The sequence below is a fragment of the Streptomyces sp. NRRL F-5126 genome, from assembly GCF_000721265.1.
Classification (GTDB): Bacteria; Actinomycetota; Actinomycetes; order Streptomycetales; family Streptomycetaceae; genus Streptomyces.
Window position 1 is genome coordinate 279,010 of the sequence record NZ_JOFZ01000006.1, and the last position, 21,189, is coordinate 300,198.

24 protein-coding genes and 2 pseudogenes are annotated in these 21,189 nt (G+C 72.4%); 11 read left to right on the forward strand and 15 right to left on the reverse strand.

Annotated elements, in window-relative coordinates; all coding sequences use genetic code 11:
- The first annotated feature begins 2 nt into the window (after nucleotides 1-2).
- Nucleotides 3-1,496, forward strand: coding sequence for a DHA2 family efflux MFS transporter permease subunit (locus IH48_RS0114120; RefSeq protein ID WP_037841909.1), 1,494 nt, complete (start codon nucleotides 3-5; stop codon nucleotides 1,494-1,496).
- A 262-nt stretch (nucleotides 1,497-1,758) separates the two neighbouring features.
- Complete coding sequence (locus IH48_RS0114125) at nucleotides 1,759-2,355, forward strand: GNAT family N-acetyltransferase (protein WP_030903497.1); 597 nt, start codon at nucleotides 1,759-1,761, stop codon at nucleotides 2,353-2,355.
- 51 nt (nucleotides 2,356-2,406) lie between these two features.
- Here the strand turns inward: IH48_RS0114125 and IH48_RS36240 are convergent.
- From IH48_RS36240 to IH48_RS0114135, 3 genes and pseudogenes are all read right to left on the reverse strand, one after another.
- Nucleotides 2,407-2,614: pseudogene (locus tag IH48_RS36240) on the reverse strand (VOC family protein); the annotation flags it as partial.
- Nucleotides 2,610-2,996, reverse strand: a pseudogene (locus tag IH48_RS0114130) (hypothetical protein); the annotation flags it as partial. The pseudogenes IH48_RS36240 and IH48_RS0114130, both read right to left, overlap by 5 nt.
- Nucleotides 2,997-3,113: 117 nt before the next feature.
- Nucleotides 3,114-4,025: a GNAT family N-acetyltransferase gene (locus IH48_RS0114135; protein WP_234434247.1), complete on the reverse strand. Its 912-nt coding sequence runs from the start codon at nucleotides 4,023-4,025 to the stop codon at nucleotides 3,114-3,116.
- A gap of 195 nt (nucleotides 4,026-4,220) precedes the next feature.
- Here IH48_RS0114135 and IH48_RS0114140 point away from each other — a divergent pair, with 195 nt between their 5' ends.
- Genes IH48_RS0114140 through IH48_RS0114150 form a run of 3 tightly spaced genes read left to right on the forward strand, consistent with a single transcriptional unit; the run spans nucleotide 4,221 to nucleotide 6,822 of the window.
- A complete protein-coding gene (locus IH48_RS0114140) occupies nucleotides 4,221-4,829 on the forward strand; it encodes a hypothetical protein (RefSeq protein ID WP_030903502.1) in 609 nt (202 codons plus the stop codon).
- Nucleotides 4,826-6,070, forward strand: a complete 1,245-nt coding sequence (locus tag IH48_RS34370) for a sensor histidine kinase (protein WP_051839749.1) — start codon at nucleotides 4,826-4,828, stop codon at nucleotides 6,068-6,070. The genes IH48_RS0114140 and IH48_RS34370 overlap by 4 nt, the downstream gene beginning before the upstream one ends.
- Entirely contained in the window at nucleotides 6,067-6,822 is a 756-nt protein-coding gene (locus tag IH48_RS0114150; protein ID WP_078849712.1) for a response regulator, read from the forward strand. Before IH48_RS34370 ends, IH48_RS0114150 begins: the two co-directional genes overlap by 4 nt.
- Here the strand turns inward: IH48_RS0114150 and IH48_RS0114155 are convergent.
- The gene (locus tag IH48_RS0114155) at nucleotides 6,785-7,426 is read right to left on the reverse strand and encodes a TetR/AcrR family transcriptional regulator (protein ID WP_030903508.1); all 642 of its coding nucleotides are present in this window, start codon (nucleotides 7,424-7,426) and stop codon (nucleotides 6,785-6,787) included. The two genes, IH48_RS0114150 and IH48_RS0114155, sit on opposite strands and share 38 nt — an antisense overlap.
- A 128-nt stretch (nucleotides 7,427-7,554) precedes the next feature.
- On the opposite strand from IH48_RS0114155, the gene IH48_RS0114160 reads away from it, so the two are divergent.
- Nucleotides 7,555-8,604 carry a zinc-binding alcohol dehydrogenase family protein gene (locus tag IH48_RS0114160; protein ID WP_030903509.1) on the forward strand — a complete coding sequence of 350 codons (1,050 nt, stop codon included), beginning with the start codon at nucleotides 7,555-7,557 and terminating at the stop codon, nucleotides 8,602-8,604.
- A gap of 27 nt (nucleotides 8,605-8,631) precedes the next feature.
- Here IH48_RS0114160 and IH48_RS0114165 read toward each other — a convergent pair whose 3' ends face one another.
- Nucleotides 8,632-9,273: an MBL fold metallo-hydrolase gene (locus IH48_RS0114165; RefSeq protein WP_030903510.1), complete on the reverse strand. Its 642-nt coding sequence runs from the start codon at nucleotides 9,271-9,273 to the stop codon at nucleotides 8,632-8,634.
- Nucleotides 9,274-9,350: 77 nt separating this feature from the next.
- Between IH48_RS0114165 and IH48_RS0114170 the strand changes: the two genes are divergently transcribed.
- Nucleotides 9,351-9,791, forward strand: a complete 441-nt coding sequence (locus IH48_RS0114170) for a MarR family winged helix-turn-helix transcriptional regulator (RefSeq protein ID WP_030903511.1) — start codon at nucleotides 9,351-9,353, stop codon at nucleotides 9,789-9,791.
- Between the two features lie 28 nt (nucleotides 9,792-9,819).
- Here the strand turns inward: IH48_RS0114170 and IH48_RS0114175 are convergent, their stop codons facing one another.
- The 3 genes from IH48_RS0114175 to IH48_RS0114185 all read right to left on the reverse strand — a co-directional run bounded on the left by IH48_RS0114175 (nucleotide 9,820) and on the right by IH48_RS0114185 (nucleotide 12,209).
- Nucleotides 9,820-10,056 carry a ferredoxin gene (locus IH48_RS0114175; RefSeq protein ID WP_324604306.1) on the reverse strand — a complete coding sequence of 79 codons (237 nt, stop codon included), beginning with the start codon at nucleotides 10,054-10,056 and terminating at the stop codon, nucleotides 9,820-9,822.
- Nucleotides 10,053-11,264, reverse strand: a complete 1,212-nt coding sequence (locus IH48_RS0114180) for a cytochrome P450 (RefSeq protein WP_030903514.1) — start codon at nucleotides 11,262-11,264, stop codon at nucleotides 10,053-10,055. The genes IH48_RS0114175 and IH48_RS0114180 overlap by 4 nt, the downstream gene beginning before the upstream one ends.
- A 204-nt stretch (nucleotides 11,265-11,468) precedes the next feature.
- A complete protein-coding gene (locus IH48_RS0114185; RefSeq protein ID WP_030903516.1) occupies nucleotides 11,469-12,209 on the reverse strand; it encodes an alpha/beta fold hydrolase in 741 nt (246 codons plus the stop codon).
- 97 nt (nucleotides 12,210-12,306) lie between these two features.
- On the opposite strand from IH48_RS0114185, the gene IH48_RS0114190 reads away from it, so the two are divergent.
- The gene (locus IH48_RS0114190) at nucleotides 12,307-12,930 is read left to right on the forward strand and encodes a TetR/AcrR family transcriptional regulator (RefSeq protein ID WP_030903517.1); all 624 of its coding nucleotides are present in this window, start codon (nucleotides 12,307-12,309) and stop codon (nucleotides 12,928-12,930) included.
- 53 nt (nucleotides 12,931-12,983) lie between these two features.
- Here IH48_RS0114190 and IH48_RS0114195 read toward each other — a convergent pair whose 3' ends face one another.
- Nucleotides 12,984-13,673, reverse strand: a complete 690-nt coding sequence (locus IH48_RS0114195; RefSeq protein WP_030903519.1) for a dienelactone hydrolase family protein — start codon at nucleotides 13,671-13,673, stop codon at nucleotides 12,984-12,986.
- 250 nt (nucleotides 13,674-13,923) lie between these two features.
- Here IH48_RS0114195 and IH48_RS0114200 point away from each other — a divergent pair, with 250 nt between their 5' ends.
- Together IH48_RS0114200 and IH48_RS0114205 are read left to right on the forward strand one after the other, a co-directional pair.
- The gene (locus IH48_RS0114200) at nucleotides 13,924-15,066 is read left to right on the forward strand and encodes an adenosine deaminase (RefSeq protein WP_030903521.1); all 1,143 of its coding nucleotides are present in this window, start codon (nucleotides 13,924-13,926) and stop codon (nucleotides 15,064-15,066) included.
- Between the two features lie 318 nt (nucleotides 15,067-15,384).
- Entirely contained in the window at nucleotides 15,385-15,726 is a 342-nt protein-coding gene (locus tag IH48_RS0114205) for a hypothetical protein (RefSeq protein WP_030903523.1), read from the forward strand.
- Between the two features lie 120 nt (nucleotides 15,727-15,846).
- On the opposite strand, the gene IH48_RS0114210 is transcribed toward IH48_RS0114205, so the two are convergent.
- The 5 genes from IH48_RS0114210 to afsQ1 all read right to left on the reverse strand — a co-directional run bounded on the left by IH48_RS0114210 (nucleotide 15,847) and on the right by afsQ1 (nucleotide 19,791).
- Nucleotides 15,847-16,050 (reverse strand): PspC domain-containing protein, encoded by a 204-nt coding sequence (locus IH48_RS0114210; RefSeq protein ID WP_030903524.1) that lies wholly within the window; start codon nucleotides 16,048-16,050, stop codon nucleotides 15,847-15,849.
- 95 nt (nucleotides 16,051-16,145) lie between these two features.
- Nucleotides 16,146-16,748 (reverse strand): VanZ family protein, encoded by a 603-nt coding sequence (locus IH48_RS0114215; RefSeq protein WP_030903525.1) that lies wholly within the window; start codon nucleotides 16,746-16,748, stop codon nucleotides 16,146-16,148.
- An 84-nt stretch (nucleotides 16,749-16,832) separates the two neighbouring features.
- Nucleotides 16,833-17,471, reverse strand: coding sequence for a hypothetical protein (locus tag IH48_RS0114220; RefSeq protein ID WP_030903526.1), 639 nt, complete (start codon nucleotides 17,469-17,471; stop codon nucleotides 16,833-16,835).
- Nucleotides 17,468-19,216, reverse strand: a complete 1,749-nt coding sequence (locus IH48_RS33300) for a sensor histidine kinase (protein WP_037842089.1) — start codon at nucleotides 19,214-19,216, stop codon at nucleotides 17,468-17,470. Before IH48_RS33300 ends, IH48_RS0114220 begins: the two co-directional genes overlap by 4 nt.
- Nucleotides 19,114-19,791 carry a two-component system response regulator AfsQ1 gene (afsQ1, locus tag IH48_RS0114230; RefSeq protein ID WP_078849770.1) on the reverse strand — a complete coding sequence of 226 codons (678 nt, stop codon included), beginning with the start codon at nucleotides 19,789-19,791 and terminating at the stop codon, nucleotides 19,114-19,116. Before afsQ1 ends, IH48_RS33300 begins: the two co-directional genes overlap by 103 nt.
- A gap of 236 nt (nucleotides 19,792-20,027) precedes the next feature.
- Here afsQ1 and IH48_RS0114235 point away from each other — a divergent pair, with 236 nt between their 5' ends.
- Nucleotides 20,028-20,789: a SigE family RNA polymerase sigma factor gene (locus tag IH48_RS0114235; protein ID WP_030903529.1), complete on the forward strand. Its 762-nt coding sequence runs from the start codon at nucleotides 20,028-20,030 to the stop codon at nucleotides 20,787-20,789.
- 146 nt (nucleotides 20,790-20,935) lie between these two features.
- On the opposite strand, the gene IH48_RS0114240 is transcribed toward IH48_RS0114235, so the two are convergent.
- A complete protein-coding gene (locus tag IH48_RS0114240) occupies nucleotides 20,936-21,178 on the reverse strand; it encodes a hypothetical protein (RefSeq protein ID WP_030903530.1) in 243 nt (80 codons plus the stop codon).
- Nucleotides 21,179-21,189 lie beyond the last annotated feature (11 nt).

Consider the following 21,189-nt stretch of genomic DNA (forward strand, 5'->3'; position numbering starts at 1 on the left):
CCATGACTTCCCCACCCCAACCGGCCGCGACCGCGCGGAGGCGCCCGCTCGTGGTGGCCGTGGTCTACGTCGCCGCGATGTTCATGGCGGTGATGGACACGACCGTCGTCAACGTGGCGCTGCCCGCGCTGGGCCGCGACTTCCACGCCGGGGCCGGCAGCGTCGGCCTCGTCTCCGTCGCCTACCTCGTCAGCCTGGCCGTGTTCATCCCCGCCTCCGGATGGCTGGGGGATCGCATCGGCGACCGGACGGCCCTCCTCGGCGCGATCGGCGTGTTCACCGCCGCCTCGGCCCTGTGCGGCACGGCCACGACCCTGTACGAGCTGGTCGCCTTCCGCGTCCTGCAAGGAGTGGGAGGAGCGGTGATGACCCCGGTGGGCCTGTCCATGCTCTTCAAGGCCTACCCCCCGGCCGAGAGGGTGCGGGTCGCCGGCATCCTCGCGGTGTTCACCGCCCTCGGCCCTGCGCTCGGACCGGTCCTCGGCGGCGTGTTCACCACCTACCTGTCGTGGCGGCTGGTCTTCTTCGTCAACGTGCCGATCGGGGTGGCCGTTCTCGTCTACGGCGCCCTCCTGCTCGCCGGCCACGCACCGTCCACCCGGCGCCGCCTGGACGTTCCCGGCTTCGCGCTCTCCGGCCTCGGCCTGGGCTGCACGATGTACGGCATCAGCGAAGGCCCAGGCCGCGGCTGGTCGGCCGCCCCCGTGCTCATCACCATCGCCGTCGGGGCCGCACTGCTGGTCGCCATGGTCGCCGTCGAACTGCGTGCGCACCGCCCGCTCATCGACCTGCGCCTGTTCGGAAACCGGCTGTTCACCGCCTCGACGGGCCTGTACGCGCTCGGCTCGGCCTCCTACATCGGCACGCTGTTCCTGACCGCCCTCTTCCTCCAGGACGGGCTCGGCCTGTCCGCCGTCCAGACCGGTCTCGCCACCTTCCCCTCGGCGCTCGGCACCATGGCCGGAGGCCGGCTCGTCACGCGCGCCCTGTACTGGCGATTCGGGCCGAGGCGGATCACGGCCGCGGGGCTGGCCGCCATCGCGGCGGCAACGGCCCTGATGGCGCTGGTGACGACAGGCGACGGCCTGTGGCCCGTACGCCTGATCATGTTCGGGCTCGGCCTCGGCGTCTCCTTCGTCTTCATCCCCGCCCAGGCCGCCTCCATGGCGACCGTCCCGCACGCCCGGACCGCGCCGGCATCCGCGATCTACAACGCCGCCAAGCAGCTCGGCAGCGCCGTCGGCGTGACACTGCTCACCACCGTGCTGACCGTCGCCGCCCCAGCACGCGCGGCCTCCGGCCGCCCCGTCTCCGACCTCACCGCCTTCCACGCGGGCTTCCTTGCGGCCACCGCGGTGGCCCTGTGCGCGATCCCCGTCGCGCTCACCATTCGCGACGCGGACGCGTCCGCCACGATGGTCCCGCCACGACGCCGCGGTGCCGCGAAGCCGCGCACACAGGCATCACCCGCCGACCCGGCTACCGGCACCGACTGAACGGCGGGCATCACACGCCCCGGCCGAGGGGTACGCCCCTCCAGGACGTGATCGGGCCGGTTCGGTGGCCGTCGAGATCCACGACGGGGCACCCGCACCGTGTCCGTCACGGCAGTGGCCCGGCGGCGTCCGCCGGGCCTGCGCGGTCCCGAGCATCCGCTCGAACGTGCCGTCCAAAACCCATTGGCGGAACCGGGTGTGCAGCGACCGGTCTGTGCGATAACGCGAGGACGCCTGTCAGGTAACCCGACAGAATGTGGCCATGGTTGACAACGCTCGATGTAGCCAGCGCCCCGACTTCCTGAGCAAGCCCACCCTGCAAGGAGAGCGCGTACGCCTCCGGGCGGTAGTGGCCGACGATGTACCCGCACTACTGCCGATGCTCCGTGACGTGGAATCAACGCGGCTGACCGGCACTCATGGTGATCTCCTCCCGGATGAGGCGGGGATACGGACCTGGTATGACACTCGCCGGGACCAAGAGGACCGGTTGGACCTCGCCGTGGTCGAGCAGGTGTCAGGAAACGTCATCGGTGAAGCAGTCCTCAACGCGTGGGATCCGGGCAACGAGAGCTGCAGCTTCCGCATCTGCCTGACGCCCGGCAGCTACGGACAGGGCTTCGGCACCGAGGCGACCCAGCTGATCATCGGCTACGGCTTCGAGCGCCTGGGGCTGCACCGCATCTCCCTGGAGGTCTACGCGTTCAATCCGCGGGCCCGCCGCGTCTACGAAAAGGTGGGCTTCGCCGCGGAGGGCGTTCTGCGCGATGCGCTGCTGTGGGAGAACGAGCGGGTGGACGCGGTAGTGATGTCGATCCTGGCCCCGGAGTGGTTCCGGCACCACGGGCGGCCCGCCTGAGCGTTGCGTTCGAGACGCGGCGGCGGGCCCTTGCCGCCTTCCGTCAGTGGGCCCGGTGTCGATGACGCAGAAGCGGTTGCCGTCGGGATCCGCGAGCACGACGAAGTCGGCGTCGTCGGGACAGCGGTCGCAGTCGACGCGATGAGCGCCCAGGGACACCAGCCGGGCTACTTCGGGCTGTCCGGTCGGCCGCGTCCCCGGCATACAGGTCCAGATGGATCCTGAGCGCTGCCTGTACCCCAGCCCCTTCCGACGGCATCGGGGTCGACCTCGGGGTGCGTGAACCGCACGGGCTTGCCCAGCGACCGGGCGTAGGCGATTTCGGCTCGGGTGCTGTCTCCGATGTAGTCGCCGACCACGAGCACCTCATCGGCGAGCCGGATCTTCGCCCGGTGCAGAGAGTCGAGCCGAGCCTTCAGCTCCTCGGCCTCGACAGGATCGGACCAGAGTGCGTGCGGAGACTTCATGTCACAGCCCGGCTTGACGACAATCTTTCCGTCTTTGGTCTCCCGCAGATCGGCCTCGTTCATCTCGATCATGAAGCGGGTGGAGCCGCAGATCACGACGATACGCGGAAGGCCCAGCAGCTTCTTCGCATCGGCGAGCTTCGCCTCAGGGGTGACTTGCTGCGGGTCCGACACTGATTTCTCCTGGCGGCGTGGTCCAACAGGTACTTGCCCCGTGCCGGGAAGCGTTCGCCTGGGTCTTGCGGGTCAAGAGGGGATCGCACGGGGCACGTAGTCGCGCTGGGTACGCTCTCACAGCAGCTCCTTGCGGAAGACCGTAGAGCTGTGCCGGACCGTCATGCCCACCCGCAGGTACAGGTCGAGTGCGCCAGTGTCCGAGTGGGTCCAGAGCGTGCAGGTGTGTCGGCCCGCCTGGTGGAAAGCGCGGAAGGCGTAGCGCAGCAGGTGCCGTGCGATGCCGTGGCCTCGCTGATCACGGCGCACCGCGAGCTGCTCGATGTAGCCCTCGTCCGACTCGGGCACCTCCAGGGACAGTGCCGCGCCGACCAGTTGACCGTCGTGGAACGCAAGTGGCGACAGGGCGGGGGCGAAGGTGGCCCGCTCGACGGTGTGTTTTGCCCACTCCGCGTAGGACTGACGACGCTCCTGCCACCCGTCGAACGCGTCCTGCACCAGCAGGTGTGTGGCGGGCTCATCCCCGGCACGTAGCGGCCGAACCACGATTCCCGGTGGCGCTTCAGGCACAAGAAACTCGTCCGGCATGGTGAACTCCAGCAGCCAGGCCGTGACCAGGGGGATGTAGCCGCGCGAGCGCACCAGCGCGACGGCCCCGGCGTCGCTGTCGGGGACCGTCTGCACGATCCCCTCGCTGCCCGCCCGAAGGGCCCGTTCCCCGACCCAGTCGAGCAGCGCAGCGCCCAGGCCACGCCCACGGTGGTCGGGATGCACGTCGACCTCGGATCGCCGATCGACCCAGGCCCACGCCGCCGACCGCCCGGACCGGTCACGAACCAGAACCGTGTCCGAGTTCGGGGTCAGACCGGGGCGGGCGAAGACGGCGGCTACAGACCCGGCATCGGTCTGCACACGGCCGTCCACCGCCCGCTCGCATTCCGCGACCAACGCGTGTATCGCGTCGACGTCGTCAGTGCCGGCAGGTCGTGACCGGTAGCCGGGTGGCAGCATCGGGCCGGAGTAGGGCACTACGAGACCGTAGTGCGGCGCCGGTCGCGCGTCCAGGGCTCCTTGACGCAGGTGCGGGCGTTCCCGGGGGCCTGACGCCACGCCCGTCCACCCCGGGGGGTGGACCGCGGCCTCCACCCCCCGTCCTCGCATCTCCACCCGGTGACCCGCCCGTGGGCCGATGGCACGGCCGTGCGTCGCGGCGACGGTGGAAGCATGACAGCCAACATCGTGATCATGCAGCTGGCCATTCTGGCCGTGGTGCTCGAATCCGACCTCGGTCGCCGCAAGATCGGCTGGTTCCGGGTGGGGCGGCCGGTCGTCGGTGTGATCGTCATCGTGCCGTTCTTCTTCACCTCGCTGCCCACGGGCGGCAACGACCTGCTGCTGCAGGGCGCGGGGGCGCTGGCCGGGGCCGTGATCGGGCTGTTCTCGGTCTGTCCGCTTCTGGTGTCCGTCGACTACTGCCCCGATTGGCGGCGGCGTCGGCCGCGCGCCTCGGTCGGCGCGGGCAAGCCTGCCGCGTTCAGCCGCTCGGGGGCCGGTTACGCGGCGATCTGGATCGCCGTGACCGCCGCTCGGCTCGGCTTCGCCTACGGGGCTCAGCATGTGTTTCCCGTGGGGCTGGGGGTCTTTCTCGCCGGTCACCATCTGAGCGGCACCGGCCTGACCAACGGCTTCATCTTCCTGTCCGTGGGCATGAGCCTGTTCCGCAGCCTGGGGCTGTGGGTGCGGGGCCGGGCCTGCCTGGATGCCCAGGCCGGGCCGGGCGCACGGCGGGTGCGGTCTTCTGCCGTGCCGTCCTGGGACAATGCGGAGCGATGAGTATCACCAGCAGATTCAGGCCGGCCGCGGATCCTCCCGGTATCGGGCTGAGCGGCGTGTTTCCCGATCCGCGTGCGCAGTCCGCGGTCATGCTGGTGGGGCTGGGCGTCTCGATCTGGGTCAACGTCGCCGCCCTCCCGGCCGATCCTGGGGTCGTCGCGCCCGTTGCCCTCGCCGTCGCGGCGGTGGCCTGGCTCGTCCTGATCGCCGGGCCGCTCCTGACCGCCGGACCGCTCATGACCGCCCGCACCCGGGGTGCGCATGTGGCCACAGGAACCGCCGTGATGTGTGCGGCAGGAGCCGTGCTCGCGGTGACCGACGCCAACGGGCTGATCTTCACCGGTGTCGCGGTGAGCATGGCCGCCGTCGCGTTCGATCCGGTTGTCGCCCTCGTACTGTCCGCCACCGGTCCCGTCGCCTACTGCCTTGCGGCGGTCGCCCACGGGTCGTTTCCCGGCCGCTTGCTGGCCACCGCCGTCGTGGCCCTCGCCGGGCTGGTGGCCGGCGCGAGCCGACGCGAGATCGACCAGCGTGCCCGGCACAGCACACTGGTGGCCACCGAGCGCCGCCGCGCCGCGCTCGCCACGGCCGAGGCGGAGCTGGCCGGTGAGCGCAACCGTCTCGGCCGCGAACTGCACGACGTGCTCGCCCACACCCTCGGAGCCCTGTCGATCCAGCTCACCGCGGTCGACACCCTCGCCCGCACCGGCGCGCCGCGCGAGAAGCTGCTCACGCAGATCGAACTCGGCCACGAGCTCGTCAGCACCGGTCTGGACGAGGCACGCCAGGCCGTTCGCGCGCTGCGGGGCGAGACCGCGCCGCCGGACACGCAGCTCCAGAGGCTGTGTGAAGTGCACCAGGCGGAGTTCGAAGTGGACGGTGTGCGCCGGGATCTCGACGCGGACACCACGCTCACGCTCTACCGGCTCGTTCAGGAAGCACTGACCAACGCCGCCAAACACGCCCCCGGCGCCCGCGTACACGTGCGGGTCGGCTTCGGGCCCCAGGACGTGACCGTGCGGGTCGGCAATGCCAGGCCCGCCGCGCCGACCTCCGATACGCGCGCGGCACTGCGCACGGGGGGCGGTGGGTTCGGGCTGCGCGGCATGCGGGAACGCATCGAGCAGGTCGGCGGCGATCTCCGGGTCGGCCCCACGCCCGACGGGGGATGGCGCGTCGCCGCACACGTCCCCCATCGGCGGGGCGGCGCGGTCAACCGTCAAGACGGGAGCAGCGGATGAGTCCCAGACCGATCTCCGTCGTCGTCGCCGACGACCATCGGGTCGTACGCGAGGGCCTGGCCACCATCCTCGACGCCGTCGACGGGGTGCACGTCGCGGGGCTCGCCGCGGACGGCGCGCAGGCCGTCGACCTCGCCGTACGGCACGAGGCCGACGTTGTCCTGATGGACCTGCACATGCCCGGCACCGACGGCGTCGAGGCCACACGACGGCTGAGGAGTGAGCGTCAGGACACGGCCGTCGTGGTGCTCACCACCTACACCGACGACGACTCCGTCCTCGCCGCCCTCGAAGCCGGCGCCATCGGCTACCTGACCAAGAACGCGTCCGCCACCGACATCCACCGTGCCATCGAGGCCGCCGTGTCCGGTCACGCCATGCTCGATCCGGTCGCCGCCACCCTCCTGATCAAGGCCGGCCGCCGCGACGACCCGGGGCATGCTCAGCGGAACGCGGCGCTCCCCGACGGTCTCACCGAACGCGAGGCCCAGGTGCTCGGCCTGATCGCACAGGGCCTGTCCAACGCGGAAATCGCCGCCAGGCTGTACCTGAGCCGCGCCACGGTGAAGAGCCACGTCCATCAGATCTTCGCCAAGACCGGCAGCCGCGACCGCCCACAGGCCATCGTGTACGCGCACCGGCAGGGGATTCACGTGGAGGAGGATCCCGGCCGGCGGGACGGGTGGGGGGACGATCGGCCCGCTCGTCACGTCCTTAGCGGCCGGCCGACGCGCCCGCCAGGAAGACCGTGATCGCGTCGTCGACGAGCGCCTCGCTCTGGTCCGTCGTGATGCGACCGGACGTGACGAGCGCCGAGATGCCCTGGACGGTCGCCGACAGCAGCAGCGTCAGCCGGCCGACGTCGCGTGTGTCGTACGCGCCCGTTTCGGCGCCCGCGGCCATGATGTCGGCCATGGCGGCGAACAGGCGCTCCGCGGCACCCGCGACGGCCTCGGAGGGGCCGTCCGCCTTCGCCGAGAACATGAGGTCGAGCAGCGCAGACTCGTGCGCCGCGAACCGCACGTACGCGGAGGCGGCCGCGCGGAGCACGGCCGCGCCGTCGCCGGACACACCGTCCCCGGACGCGCCGTCGCCTGCCGCGCCGTCGCCGGACGCGCGCGCGGCCGCCCCGCGGATCTCGTCGGCGAGGCGTACGAAGCCCCGTTCCGCCAGCGCGTCGAGGAGCGCGGCGCGGTCGATGAAGTGGCTGCGCGGGGCCCCGTGGCTGACGCCCGCCGCGCGGGCCAGTTCGCGCAGGGACAGCGCGTCGATCCCCCGCTCGCGCAGCACCGTCTCCGCCTGGTCGAGCAGCACGGCGCGGAGGTTGCCGTGGTGGAAGGGCCGGTCGTCGGGCATGGGGACCATGGTAGTGGGAACTAGGCGTTGACTAGTTACTAGGCAGTGCCTAGTCTCGGTTGTGCGACGGCGGCGCGGGTGGACCGGCGGCGCGATCCAGCGGCCACGCGAAGAGAGTTGGGACGCAGATGACCGAACAGAACGTCGCGCTGTGGCTGCCGAAGCGCGGCGCGCGCTTCGAGGTGGGGCCCGCGCCTCGTACGTCCCCGGCGGCGAACGAGGTCGTCGTGCGGGTGCGGGCGATCGCCGTGAACCCCGTCGACGGCCTGCCCGGCTTCCTGTACCGCGTGGTGCTGCCGTGGCTCACCTTCCCCGCGGTCGTGGGCTCGGACGTCGCGGGCGAGGTCGTCGAGGTCGGTTCCGGTGTGACGCGGCTGCGGCCCGGCGATCGGGTGCTGGGGCACGCGTTCGGCGTGGAGAAGTCGCAGAACCGGGCGGCCGAGGGCGCGTTCCAGCACTACGTCGTGCTCATGCAGCACATGGTCTCGCCCATCCCCGACTCGCTGCCCTTCGAGCAGGCGGCCGTGGTGCCGCTGACGCTGTCGACCGCGGCGACCGGCATGTTCCAGCAGGACCACCTCGGCCTCGCGATGCCGTGCGCCGACGCCGTCGACCGGTCGGAGACGGTCCTCGTGTGGGGCGGCTCGACGAGCGTCGGGAGCAACGCGATCCAGCTCGCGCGCAACGCCGGCTACCGCGTCGTGGCGACCGCGTCGCCGCACAACTTCGGCTACGTACGCTCGCTGGGCGCGGCCGGGGCGGTCGGCTACCGCAGCCCCACCGCCGTCGACGAGGTCGTGGACATGATCGGCGCGAGCCCGCTCGCCGGCACGCTCGCGATCGGGTCCGGGTCGCTGCCGAAGGCCATCGCGATCGCGGCCAGGACGGAGGGCAGCAAGCGTGTCGCGTCCGCGCAGACCCCGCTCGTCGCACGCGTCCAGTCCTGGCGTGCGCCGCGGAAGGGGGTGCGCGTCAGCGGCATCTGGGGCGGCACCCTGAAGGACAACGAGGTCGGTCCCGCGATCTATGTCGACTTCCTTCCGGCCGCGCTCGCGTCCGGCGCGTACCGCGCCGCGCCGGACGCGACCGTCGTGGGCGACGGCCTCGACCGGATCCCCGACGCGCTGCGCCGGCTCCGCGGCGGCGTCTCCGCGCGCAAGCTCGTCGTCACCGTGTGAGCCGGGCGCCCGCCGCCCGGCAGGGGCTCAGCCGATCGGGACCGTCGCGCCCGGGGTCAGGCGGTGGTAGGGCGACGGGGTGCCCGGGCCCTGGCCGCCCAGGAGGCCGCCGACCATCGCGATGCCGATGTCGTTCAGCGCGCCGTCGTGGATGGCGTAGGCGTCGCGCGGGGCGACCTCTCGGACGTAGTCGATCAGGTGGCCGACGGTGGACCAGGGGGCGTGCACCGGGAGCAGGAGCGTGGAGACGGGGGCGCCGGGGACGGTCAGGGCGTCGCCAGGGTGGAAGAGGGCGTCGTCGACGAGGAAGCCGATGTTGGCGATGCGCGGGATGTCGGGGTGGATGACGGCGTGCCACGCGCCGTGGACCGTCACCTCGAAGCCGGCCGCGGTGAACGCGTCGCCCTCCCCCACGGCCGTGACCCGGACGCCGAGGCCGTCCAGTTGCCCCGCGACCGAGTGGTTGGTCCACACGCGCAGGCCCGGGTTGTCGCGGGCGGCGCGGCGCAGGGCGTCCTTGGAGAAGTGGTCGAAGTGCTCGTGGGTGACCAGGACCGCGTCGGCGCCGTCCAGCGCCTGCGGCTCGGTCAGGCCGCCGGGGTCCACCACCAGGCGGCGGCCGTCCTTCTCGATCCGGACGCAGGCGTGGCCGAACTTGGTGAGCTGCACGGTCAGGGATCCTCTCGCTCGAAACTGTACAACTGAATTGTACAACTACGGCGGCGATGGCTGGGTAGGATGCCGGTATGGACGAGGACGCGCCGATCGAGGACGGCCTGGCGGATGAGTTGCGGCAGTCGATCGGGGCGCTGGTGCGGACCGTGCGGGCCGCGGACACCATGCCTCCCGGCGAGGCGGCCGCCCTCGGCTATCTCGACCGCGGCGGCCCGCTGACCACGGCCGACCTCGCCCAGCGGCGCGGCGTGACGCACCAGTCGGCCGCCAAATCCGTCAAGGAACTCACCGCCTGCGGCCTGGTGCGCGCGGAGCCGCACCCCAGCGACGGCCGCAAGCTCCTGCTGCACATCACCGAGGACGGGCGCGCCCGCCTCAGGGACGAGCGCGCCCAGCGGGCCCGTGTCATCGACGCCGCCATCCGCGACGAGTTCAGCGCCGAGGAGCGGCGACAACTGGCCGACTGCGTCGGCCTGCTGTCGCGCCTGACCGCGCGTCTCACCGGCAGGTGACGCGGGCGGGCTGCGATACCCGCGCCGGCTACGGGCGCGGCCCGACGAGCCGTCCTGTGGCGCGGTCCGTGACGGTGATCGCGAGGACCGGGCAGGAGTCGGCCGCGTCGAGCAGTGCCTCGTCGGGGGCGCCGTCGGCCGCGCCCGGCAGGACGCGTGCGGCGTCACCCGGCAGGACGAAACGTTTCGGCAGCAGCGCGACGCACATGCCGGAGCCGATGCACTGGCCCTGGTCGACGGCAATGTGCCACGAGGTGCCCGTCACCAGCCCACCGTCATCCGGCTCGGGGCACGGACGAGCATCCCCTCCTTCCACACGACCTCGCCCGCCACGTGCAGCCCGGGCATCGTCGCCGTGAGGGCGCGCAGCGCCTCCTGCAACTCCAGCCTGGCCAGCGGCGCGCCGAGGCAGTGGTGGACGCCGTGGCCGAACGTCACGTGCTGGTTGGCCGTGCGGTCGAGGCGCAGCTCCTCGGGATCCTCGAAGCGCGCGGGGTCGCAGTTGGCCGCGTTGGTCGCCACGATCACGGGCTCGCCCTCCCGCACGAGGACGCCGCCGACCTCGACGTCCTCCGTGGCGTAACGGGCGAAGGCGCCGCCGACGATGAGCGGCACGAACCGTGTCAGCTCCTCCACCGCGGCGGGGATCAGCTCGGGGTGCTCCCGCAGGCGCCGCCACTCCTCGGGGTGGTGCAGCAGCACGTGGACGAAGTTGGGTATCTGCGACGCGGTCGTCTCGTGGCCCGCGATCAGGATGCCGACGCAGAGGTTGACCAGTTCCTGCTCGCCCAGCCGGTCGTCGGCGTCGCGGGCGGCGATGAGCGCCGAGATGAGGTCGTCCTTCGGGGCGAGCCGCCGCGCCGCCACGTGGCCGGTGATGTAGTCGCGCAGCGCCAGCATGTTGGCGTACTGCTCCTCCTGCGTGAGCCGGCTCGTGGACAGCACGCCGTCGCTCCACTCGCGGAACCTGGGCCGGTCGGCGGCGGGCACGCCGAGCAGTTCGCAGATGACGGCGATGGGCAGTGGCAGCGCGAAGTCCTCGACGAGGTCCGCGGTGTCGCCCCTGGCTCTCAGCCCTGCCAGCAGGTCACCGGTCAACCGGCTTACCCAGGGTCGTAGTTCCTCGACGCGCTGCTTGGTGAAGGCGCGCGAGACGAGGGTGCGAAGCCGGGTGTGGTCGGGCGGGTCCATCGACAGGATGCTGTCCGACTCGACGCCGGCGCCGGGGGTGTGCCGTGGCTCGTCGTGCTCCTGGGCGGCGGCACGCGAGAAGCGGTGGTCGCCGAGGACAGCGCGCACGTCGGCGTAGCGCGTGGCCAGCCAGGCGGGCTCACCGTAGGGCATCTGGACGCGGATCATCCCGTCGGACTCGCGTGCGCGGGCGTACGCCTCGTGCATGGCGAGTCCCGGGCCCTTGTTGAACGGGTAGGGAACGGGGGTGGGGGGTGTGGTGGGTGGCGTGGTGCTCGTCATGGAAGTCTCCCTCTCGTACACGACGTGGACGACGGTTGAGGAGGATTCGAGCGCGCCCGTGGGGAGTTGGGCGCCGCAGCGGAGACGAACGGGCCGGCCGGCCACGGGAGGCGCCTCCCGGGCAGCCGTTCACCACGCTAGGCAGGCACGCCGCGGAGCGTCAAGATCGCCTCACGCCCTGTGCGCGCGGCCGCCGGGATGTCGTCAGCGCCCCCAGAAGGACGTGAGCATCCGCGCGCTGCGGGCCGGGTCCTGCACCATCCACCAGTGGCCGAGACCGTCGAGGACCTCGGCCCTGGCCCCCGCCCGCGCCGCCGAGCGGGAGCGCATCTCCCGCGAGCCCACGAGGTGGTCGTCGGCGGCGATCACGGCGAGGCCGGGGCGTGCCGCGGCAGCGGGGAGAGAACGCCCGAGCTCGGCCATGACCGGTTGGACGGCGGAGCGGTAGAAGGCGAGGATGGCCCGGCCCATCTCCGGCCCCTGCCCGGCGGCCAGCCGCGCGGCGACCGTCCTGGCGATGCCCCGGGCGGCCATGCGCTCGGTCCGCTCGGCGTGCGTGCCGCCCAGCAGGCGCGCCACCGAGTCCTCACCGGCCCCTGGCGTCTGCCACTGCTGGGCGAGGTCGTGCCAGACGTAGTCGGGGTCGAACACGCCGAGAGAGTCGCCGGCCCAGCTGCGCAGCAGGTCGGGCCGCGCCATGGCGACGCAGACGGCGGTGCTTCCGCCCACGTCGTGGCCGACGAGGTCGACCGGCTCACCGAGCGCCTCCAGCTCCGCGACGAGCCAGTCGCGGTAGTCGGCCGGGGTGCAGCCGAAGCCGTCCGGGACGGGGGCGCCGAATCCGGGCGGGCACAGGCGCAGGATGTGCTCACCGTCGAGCTCGGCGCACAGCGGGTCCCAGACCGCGTCGGTCTCCGGGTTGCCGTTGACGAACACCACTGCCATGAGATGCCTCCGGTGCGAGGGAAGGGAGTTCCGGGAAGGTAGGATACTTGCTATTCAACACGCAAGTTATTCGTCCCTGGGCGATACACTCGCGGCCATGCGGTCCGAACAGCCCTCACTGGCCCCACGGGCGCCCCGCACCCAGGAGCAGCGGCGGGCCCAGACACGAGCCGCTCTACTCGCGGCGGCCGCGGAACTGGTGGTGGAGTCGGGGGTGCGCGCGCTGACCCTCGCCCGCGTCGGCGAGCGCGCCGGGTACAGCCGGGGGATCGTCACCCACCACTTCGGCTCGAAGCAGGCCATGTTCGAGGCGCTGGCGAAGTCGAGCCAGAGCGGATTCGTCCCGGGGATCGGCGACATGCCTCCCGGGCTCGAACGCCTGGTGGCACTGGCGGACGGCTACGTCCGCGAGTTGGGCCGGGACGATGTCGCCGGCCGGGCATTCCTCCTGCTGTGGGCCGAGTCGGCAACGGCCCCGGAGCTCTCCCTGATCTTCCGGGAGCGGGACGAGGCGTTCCGGGCCGATCTCCGTGCCGACGTCACCGCCGGCGTCGCGGACGGCACGATACGGGCGGACAGCGACCCCGGCGACGTAGCAGCGGCCGTGCTGGGCCAGTTGCGGGGCATCGGTCTCCAGCGCCTGCTCGACCCGGCCGCCGTCGACGCCCAGCGGCTCGGCCGTGCCCTCGCCGTGCAGTGGCGCCGGGCGCTGTCGGCGTGAGCGGCAGGCGCGCCGGCCCGGCTCCCCGGCCGCCGTGTCAAGCGGCTACCGCGTCAATCCGTCAGGGTGCGGCCGAAGCCCGTCGCCAGCGGCATGCGCAGGCCCAGGGGTGGTGGTGCGGCCAGGGCGTCCTCGACCGGGCGTGAGAACGCCCTCGGCAGCAGCGCGCCGAGGGCGAAGTCCTTGGTGAGGGCCGCCACTTCACGGTGGTGGCCGCGCAGCGTGTGGCCGTCGCCGCGCACCTCGAAGCGGCACGTGTCGCGGTTCGTCTTCTTCGCGCGCTCCGCGAGCCGGTACGACAACTCGGGGTCGACGCGCCGGTCGTTCGACCCGTGGACGATCAGGACGTGGCGTCCCAGCAGCTGACGCACCGGCTCCGCCGGCGCCGCGAGTCCGTCGTCGGGCAGCCAGGGTGCCAGCGCCACCACGGAGTTGACGGCGTCGTGGCCGGCGGCACGCAGCGCGGCCCTGCCGCCCATGCCGTAGCCGGCGAGGCACACCGGCACGTCCCCGTACCGGCTGACGGCCTCGTCCACCGCCCACCGCGCGTCGGCGCTCAGCGCCGCGTCGCCGCCGTTCCAGCCGCCCACCCGGTAGTGCACCACGTGCACGAGCACGCCCTTGGGCGCGCACGCCTTCCCCAGGGATCTGGCGAGGGGCGCGACGGCCGCACGCACGAGCGGCGAGGGGCGCCGTGCCGACGCCTCGGCGCCCGTGGGCAGCACCAGGACGACGCCGCACACCGGCGTGGTCCCGGCGAGCGCGGCGGCCGGCCGGCCGAGCCGTGGCAGTGGCCCCGCCCCCTCGCGTTTCGGTCCCTGCGGGCGCGCCGTTGCGCCCTGCCCTGCCTGATGCTCCATGACCAAACACTGTCAGAACTGCGCGCGGACTCGCTCCTTCCGCGCGGTCACTGTTACGTATCACGGTCACCATCCCGTATCGGGACGCAGCGGGAACCGCCCGCTCTACGCGCGTAGGAGCTAGATTGGACGGATGACGAGCCAGCCGGTACCCACCGCCCCACTCCCCGACGCGGACCAGATCCGCCGCGCCCCCAAGGTGCTCCTGCACGACCACCTCGACGGCGGGCTGCGGCCCGGCACGGTCGTCGACCTCGCCCGCGCGTGCGGGTACGACGGCCTGCCCGAGTACGACGGCGACAAGCTCGGCACGTGGTTCCGCGAGGCCGCCGACTCCGGGTCGCTCGAGCGGTACCTGGAGACGTTCGCGCACACCTGCGCCGTCATGCAGACGAGTGACGCGCTGCGCCGCGTCGCCTCCGAGTGCGCGCAGGACCTGGCCGAGGACGGCGTCGTCTACGCGGAGGTCCGCTACGCGCCCGAGCAGCACCTGGACGGCGGGCTGAGCCTCGAAGAGGTCGTCAAGGCCGTCAACGCGGGCTTTCGCGAGGGCGAGCGGCTCGCGCGCGAGAAGGGCCGGCGCATCAGGGTCGGCGCGCTGCTCACCGCCATGCGGCACGCCGCGCGCGCCCTGGAGATCGCGGAGCTGGCCAACGCCCACCGGGACTCCGGCGTCGTCGGCTTCGACATCGCGGGCGCGGAGGCCGGCTACCCGCCCACCCGGCACCTCGACGCGTTCGAGTACCTGAAGCGGGAGAACAACCACTTCACGATCCACGCGGGCGAGGCCTTCGGCCTGCCGTCCATCTGGCAGGCGCTCCAGTGGTGCGGCGCCGACCGGCTCGGGCACGGCGTGCGCATCATCGACGACATCGACGTGGCGGAGGACGGCTCCGTGACGCTCGGCAGGCTCGCGGCGTACGTGCGGGACAAGCGCATCCCGCTGGAGCTCTGCCCGAGCTCCAACCTCCAGACGGGCGCCGCGCCCTCGTATGCGGAGCACCCGATCGGGCTGCTGCGCAGGCTGCACTTCCGCGCCACCGTCAACACCGACAACCGCCTGATGTCGGGCACGAGCATGAGCCGGGAGTTCGGCGCGCTGGTGGAGACCTTCGGGTACGGGCTCGACGACATGCAGTGGTTCACCGTCAATGCGATGAAATCCGCGTTCATCCCTTTCGATGAACGACTGGCCATGATCAATGACGTGATCAAGCCCGGTTATGCCGAGCTCAAATCCGAATGGCTGTTCAGCCAGACCGCCGTGACCAGCTGATTCGCGAAGAGTCGCGATCCTTCTCGGCTGACCCGCGGGCTGCGGCAACACGGTTTCGGGGAGGCCACGGGATGTTTGCGGGGGCCGTGCGGCGCTGACTAAGTTCCCGTCCTGCGAGGATCCCCGGGCGTTGACTATCTCGGCCGGGGGAATCGCACACGTCACCCGGACCGTGAAGCGGCCCGTCAGTGTCCTGGCATCCGCTCGTGAGCCTGTAAGGCACGAACCAGCCAGCTGGGGATCCCGGGCACGGCAGCCGGCCGCGCCGGAGAAGTTGACAGCCGCTCGTTTCCCCCACCCCAAGGACGAGAAATCCAGATGAACAGGTCCGCTGCCAAGACCCTCGGTGCCGCCGTGCTCGGCGCCGCCTTCGCCGCCACCGCCGCCGGGACGGCCTCGGCCGCCGTCGGCCCCCTCCCGGACACCGGCAAGGCGCTCGACACCGTCAACAAGCTGCCGGTGGACCAGGTCGCCAAGGAACTGCCGAACGCCGGCACCGACACGCTGACGGCGACACGCTCCGCCGCGAGCGCCGTCAACACGACCGCCCCCCAGGTGCTCCAGGCCGCCAAGACCGCCAACCCGCTGGGCGCGCTCCTCGGCGGCCTCCCGGTGAACGGGCTGAACAAGGGCCTGCCCGTCGACGGCCTCGGCGGCTGATCCGTCCGGTATCCGTCCGGTATCCGGTCCGGTATCCGTCCGGTCGGCGGCAACGGCGTGGGGCGCACCCCGGTACTCCGGAGTGCGCCCCACGCGCCGTTGCGCGCCCAGGGCCGGGCGCTACCAGGCGGCCCTCGCCGTCTTCTCGCCCGGCAGCAGGATCCAGAGCGCCAGGTAGATCAGGAACTGCGGTCCAGGCAGCAGGCACGACACCAGGAAGATCACGCGCATCGTCGTCGCGGAGGTGCCGAAGCGCCGTGCCAGCGCTGCGCACACTCCGCCGATCATGCGTCCGTCACGGGGGCGGATCAGTGCACCGGACATGAGGGGCTCCTTCGCGAGAGCGTCGTGGGAACCGCCCTCTGGTGTGCGGTTCCGATGACTCCATGGTGCTCGGGTACCCACTCTCGGGCGTCGCTCTACGGTGCGATGCCGACCCTGGGAATCGTCGGGGTGTGTCCCTCGGGGGCCTCCCCCTCAGGGACCGCGTCGGGGTCGTACACGTCACCCCGTGGAGCCACACGGCCGTCGGCCGCGGCGACCCGCCCGGACGCGGACGCCCGCAGGCGGCGGCGGATCGCCGCCCGTCCGGCGGGCACGATCAGGGCGTGGGCGAGCGCCACGCCGAGCGTGTTGAGGATGAGCGAGTCCACGTCGAGCACGCGCCCCGGTACGCCGGTCTGCAGCAGCTCGATCGTCAGCGAGATGAGCAGGCCCGCCCCGGCCGTGCGGGCCAGCGACGCCCACGGGGAGACCCAGAGCCTGCCGCTCACCAGCGGCAGCAGCACCCCGGCGGGCGCGAGCAGCGCGAGCCCCTCGGCGAGGCCGCACATCCCGTGGACGGCGCCGAGCGCGAAGTCGGCGGCGATGGAGGCGAAGGGGCGCAGGTTGGCGGCTGTCACCCAGGGCGCGTCGATCGGCCGCAGGGTCAGCCACGCCACCACGAGCAGGTGCACGAACAGCAGGAGGGCACCCACCGCCCTCAGGCAGATGGCGGCGCCGCCGCCGAGTCCTAGACGCACATGTCCCTGGACGTCCGGGCCGCGCCGCGCGGTTCCCCTGTGAGAGCAGCGTCACTCGCGTGGACGCACGTGCGTCGACGTCCGTCAGCCCGCGGTGGCGGCGGTGGCCGGGACGGCCGCGTCGGGGTCGGTCTTGACGGACGCGTCGCACGTGTACGCGCGCGGGGCGTACGGTCCCGGCCCGCCGAGCACCACGCGCCCCTTCTCGCCCCTGGCCGCGCCGCCCTCGGCGAACGTGCAGACGATCTGCGCGAGTGCGGTGCCCGGCAGGTCCTCCGGCTGGGCGCTCAGCCGCAGGGTGGCGGCGGGGTCGCCGGAGCGTCCCGCCGTCGCCTGCAGCGGCGGCTGGACGTACGTGGTGAACCCCGCCTGGTGCTCGGCGGCCGAAGGGCGGGCCTGCAGGGAGTCGAGCAGTGCCTGGGCTATGCGCACGCGCGCGTCGGCGGTGTCGCGCCGCGGCATGTGGACGGCGCGCTCCACGGGCGTGAGTTCCGACGCACACACCAGGTAGACCCTGACCGGCACGGTGCCGGGATCGGCGTTGGCGTCCGGATCCTTCGCCCCGACGGCGCAGGGCATCCTGGACGGCGCCGCGCCCGCGTCGACGGGCACAGACGTGGTGCGCACGCCGCAGGCCGAGCACAGCGCGGCGGTCAGCGTCGCCACGAGCACCACCGCCGCACGCCCGCGGCGGGCGCGTCTCGCGCGCGTCGTGCCGTTCACTGGGCGCTGTCCTCTCCGTGCTCGTCCCCGGGCCCCTCGTCGCGCGGCGCGCCGCGCGGCAGGCGCAGGACGAACATGGCGCCGCCGTCCGGCACGTTCGAGGCGGTGATGGTGCCGCCGTGGATGTGCGCGTTCTCCATGGCGATGGACAGGCCCAGGCCGCTGCCCTCGGAACGCGGGCGGGACGCGGACGCCTTGTAGAAGCGGTCGAAGACGTGCGGCAGGACGGCCTCGGGGATGCCGGGGCCGTGGTCGCGCACGGAGATGACCAGTTCGTCGCCGTCCGTGCGCGATGCCTCCGTGCGCACCGCGACGCGCACGCCGGAGCCGCCGTGCTTGAGCGCGTTGCCGATGAGGTTCGCGAGGATCACGTCGAGCCTGCGCGGGTCGAGGCGCGCCATGGTGCCGCGTTCCGCGTCCAGGTGCACCGCGTCGAGCCAGGCGCGCGCGTCGAGGCAGGCGGTGACCTGGTCGGCGACGTCGACGTCGTCGAGCACGAGCCTGGCGGTGCCCGCGTCGAACCGCGTGACCTCCATGAGGTTCTCCACCAGGTCGCCCAGCCTGCGCGTCTCGCTGACGACGAGGGTCACGGCCGGCGCGATCATCGGGTCGAGGTTGTCGGCCTCCTCCTCAAGCACCTCCGTGACGGCCGTGAGCGCGGTCAGCGGTGTGCGCAGCTCGTGCGACATGTCGGCGACGAAGCGGCGGCTCGACTCCTCACGCGCGCTCATGTCCTCGACCTTCTTCTGCAGCGAGGCGGCCGCGTTGTTGAACGTGCGGGACAGGTCCGCGAGTTCATCGGTGCCGGTGACCCTGAGGCGGGTGTCGAACTCGCCCTCGCCGAGCTGGCGCGCCGCCTCCCCGAGACGCTGCACGGGCTTGAGGACCGTACGGGCGGCGGCCTGCGCGATGAGCGCGGCTCCGACGAGCGCGAGCGCGGCGGCGATGCCGAGCGACCAGGCGAGCGATTCGAGGTCGGCGCGCTCCTGCGCGAGTGACTTGAACATGTAGCCGGTGAGGTTGCCGCCGTCTATGTGCGCGCCGCCCACCAGGTAGGGCGTGCCGTCGTGGTCGACCCGCTGCCAGAACAGGTGGTACGCGTACTCGTTGGCGGGTGAGACCTTCTGCCGGTGGCGCACCGCGTCGCGCAGCGTGTCCGGCACGTCGGCCAGGGTGAACGCGCCCGGTGAGGACGCGCCGCTGACCGTCCGGCCGTCGGACGCCTTGCCGATGAGCAGCACGTCGTACGCGTTGCCGTCCGCGGCCATCTGCTTGGCGGTGGTCCCCAGGTCGCTCGCGCTCGGCCGCACGGGCAGGTCGGCCGCGCGGCTCTGCATCTGATGGCGGAAGTCGTTGAGCGTCGCGTCCTGCGTGCGGGTCAGCACCGCCTCGCGGTTGATCCAGTACGCGATGCCGGACGCGGACACCGCCGCCGTCAGCGCGACCGCGCCGAACACGAGGGCGAGGCGCAGCCGCAGGCTGCCCCAGCGCAGGCGTGTGTGAGCCCACTTTCCGTGGCCGGCCTGCCCGCCGGCCCGGCCGCCGTCCTGGTCCTGTGTGCCGTCCCGCGCGCTGCGCGGGGCGGCGCCGTCCTCAGCGTCCTTGGTGTACTTCACCGTGCGTGGCTCATGCCGTCCTTCGCTCACGCAGGGGCGTCCAGCCGGTATCCCACACCGCGCACGGTGCGGATCAGCGTCGGCGACGACGGGACGTCCTCGACCTTGGCGCGCAGCCGCTGCACGCAGGCGTCGACAAGGCGCGAGTCGCCGAGGTAGTCGTGCTCCCACACGAGGCGGAGCAACTGCTGCCTGGACAGGGCCTGCCCGGGCCGTCTGCTGAGTTCGAGCAGCAGCCGCAGCTCGGTCGGGGTGAGCTGGAGGTCGTCGCCGTTCTTGGTGACGGTCATCGCCGAGCGGTCGATGACCAGGCTCCCGAACGTGGCGGAGTCGGTCGACTCGCGTTCGCCGCGGCGCAGCACGGCGCGGATGCGCGCGTCCAGCACGCGGCCCTGCACGGGCTTGACGACGTAGTCGTCGGCGCCGGACTCCAGGCCGACGACGATGTCGATGTCGTCGCTGCGCGCGGTGAGCAGGATGATCGGCAGTTGATCGGTGCGGCGGATGCGCCGGCACACCTCGAAGCCGTCGATGCCCGGCAGCATCACGTCGAGCACGATCAGGTCGGGCCGTTGCTCTTTGAGCAGTTTCAGGCCGTCCTCTCCCGTCGCCGCGGTGGCCACTCGGTGGCCCTGGCGTGACAGGGAGAGTTCGAGGGCCGTGCGGATGGCGTCGTCGTCCTCGATCAGCAACAGGAAAGGCACGTGGGCCATTCTGAACCATGCGGCCACCGGAGTTCGACCGTCCCACCCCTTCGCACGCGCCCGGCGGGCGTGACCCCGCCGGTTCGGCACCTATCCCCCTTCTGTCCACCCTGTCCTGCGGGTGCGGGCGCCCCCCTGTGACACCTCTGTGACAGTCGGGGGACAGCGCGATGAAGTGGGTTCGGCAAGCTCTTCGGCGTAAGGGAACACGAGGCTCCGACCGAGGGGGGCGCGGGATGAACGCACTGCACGAGACGGTTGCGGGGGCAGTCGTCACGCGTCTGCACGACATGGGGGCCGGGGAGCGGTCCGGTGCCGTGAGCGGACGGGCGTGCGTGCGTGGGGCCGGTGCGGGGGCCGGGTCGGGCAGCCGGCACAAGCCGCCGTACATGGCGGTCGTCGAGCCGGCGGCGCGCGGCGGCGTGGAGACCGGGGGGCTCCACGCCGAGGGCGCGGACCGCGCGGGGCAGACGGACAACACGGCGGAGTTCACCGCCTACGTCCAGGAGCGGCGCTCCTCCCTTTACGCGGCCGCCTACCACCTGACCGGCGACCGCTACGAGGCGGAGGACCTGCTGCAGAGCGCGCTGTTCTCCACGTACCGCGCGTGGGACAGGATCAGCGACAAGGCCGCGGTCGGCGGCTACCTGCGCAGGACGATGACGAACCTGCACATCAGTGCCTGGCGCAGGCGCAAGCTGAACGAGTACCCGACCGAGGAGCTGCCCGAACCGGCGGCGGGCCCGGACGCGATGAGCGGCACAGAGCTGCGCGCGGTCCTGTGGCAGGCGCTGTCGCGCCTGCCGGAAATGCAGCGCACGATGCTGGTGCTGCGGTACTACGAGGGCCGCACCGACCCGGAGATCGCGGACATCCTCGGCATCAGCGTCGGCACGGTGAAGTCGAGCATCTGGCGCTCGCTGCGGCGGCTGCGCGGCGACGAGGTCCTCAGCTTCGGCGAGGACCGGGAGGACTCCTTCGGCGAGCTGGTCGCCTGACCGGCGGGCCCGAGGGCGGGGCAACGGGGGCACGGGGGCACGGGGGCAACGGGAGGGCCGGACGGACCGGGGGGATCCGTCCGGCCCTCCCGTTTGTGCGGACGCGCGTGCGGGCTCACGTGCGCCTCGTGGACGCGCGTGCGTGGTCATCCCGTCCACGCCGTGCGGCGCAGCCAGTCCTCGAACGTCATCAGGCCGGGGTGCAGGCGCCGCAGGAGGCCGATGTCCCGGTCGCGGGCGTGGACGTCGCGGTCGGCGAAGAACCGGAACATCGCCGCGTAGTCGTGGCCGAAATCGGGGACGGCGGCACGCAGCTCGTCGTGCGGCATGGGGGCGTAGGTGCTGGGGACGCCCGTGACGCGGGTGAAGGCGGCAGCGGCAGGCGCCACTCACGTGGGCA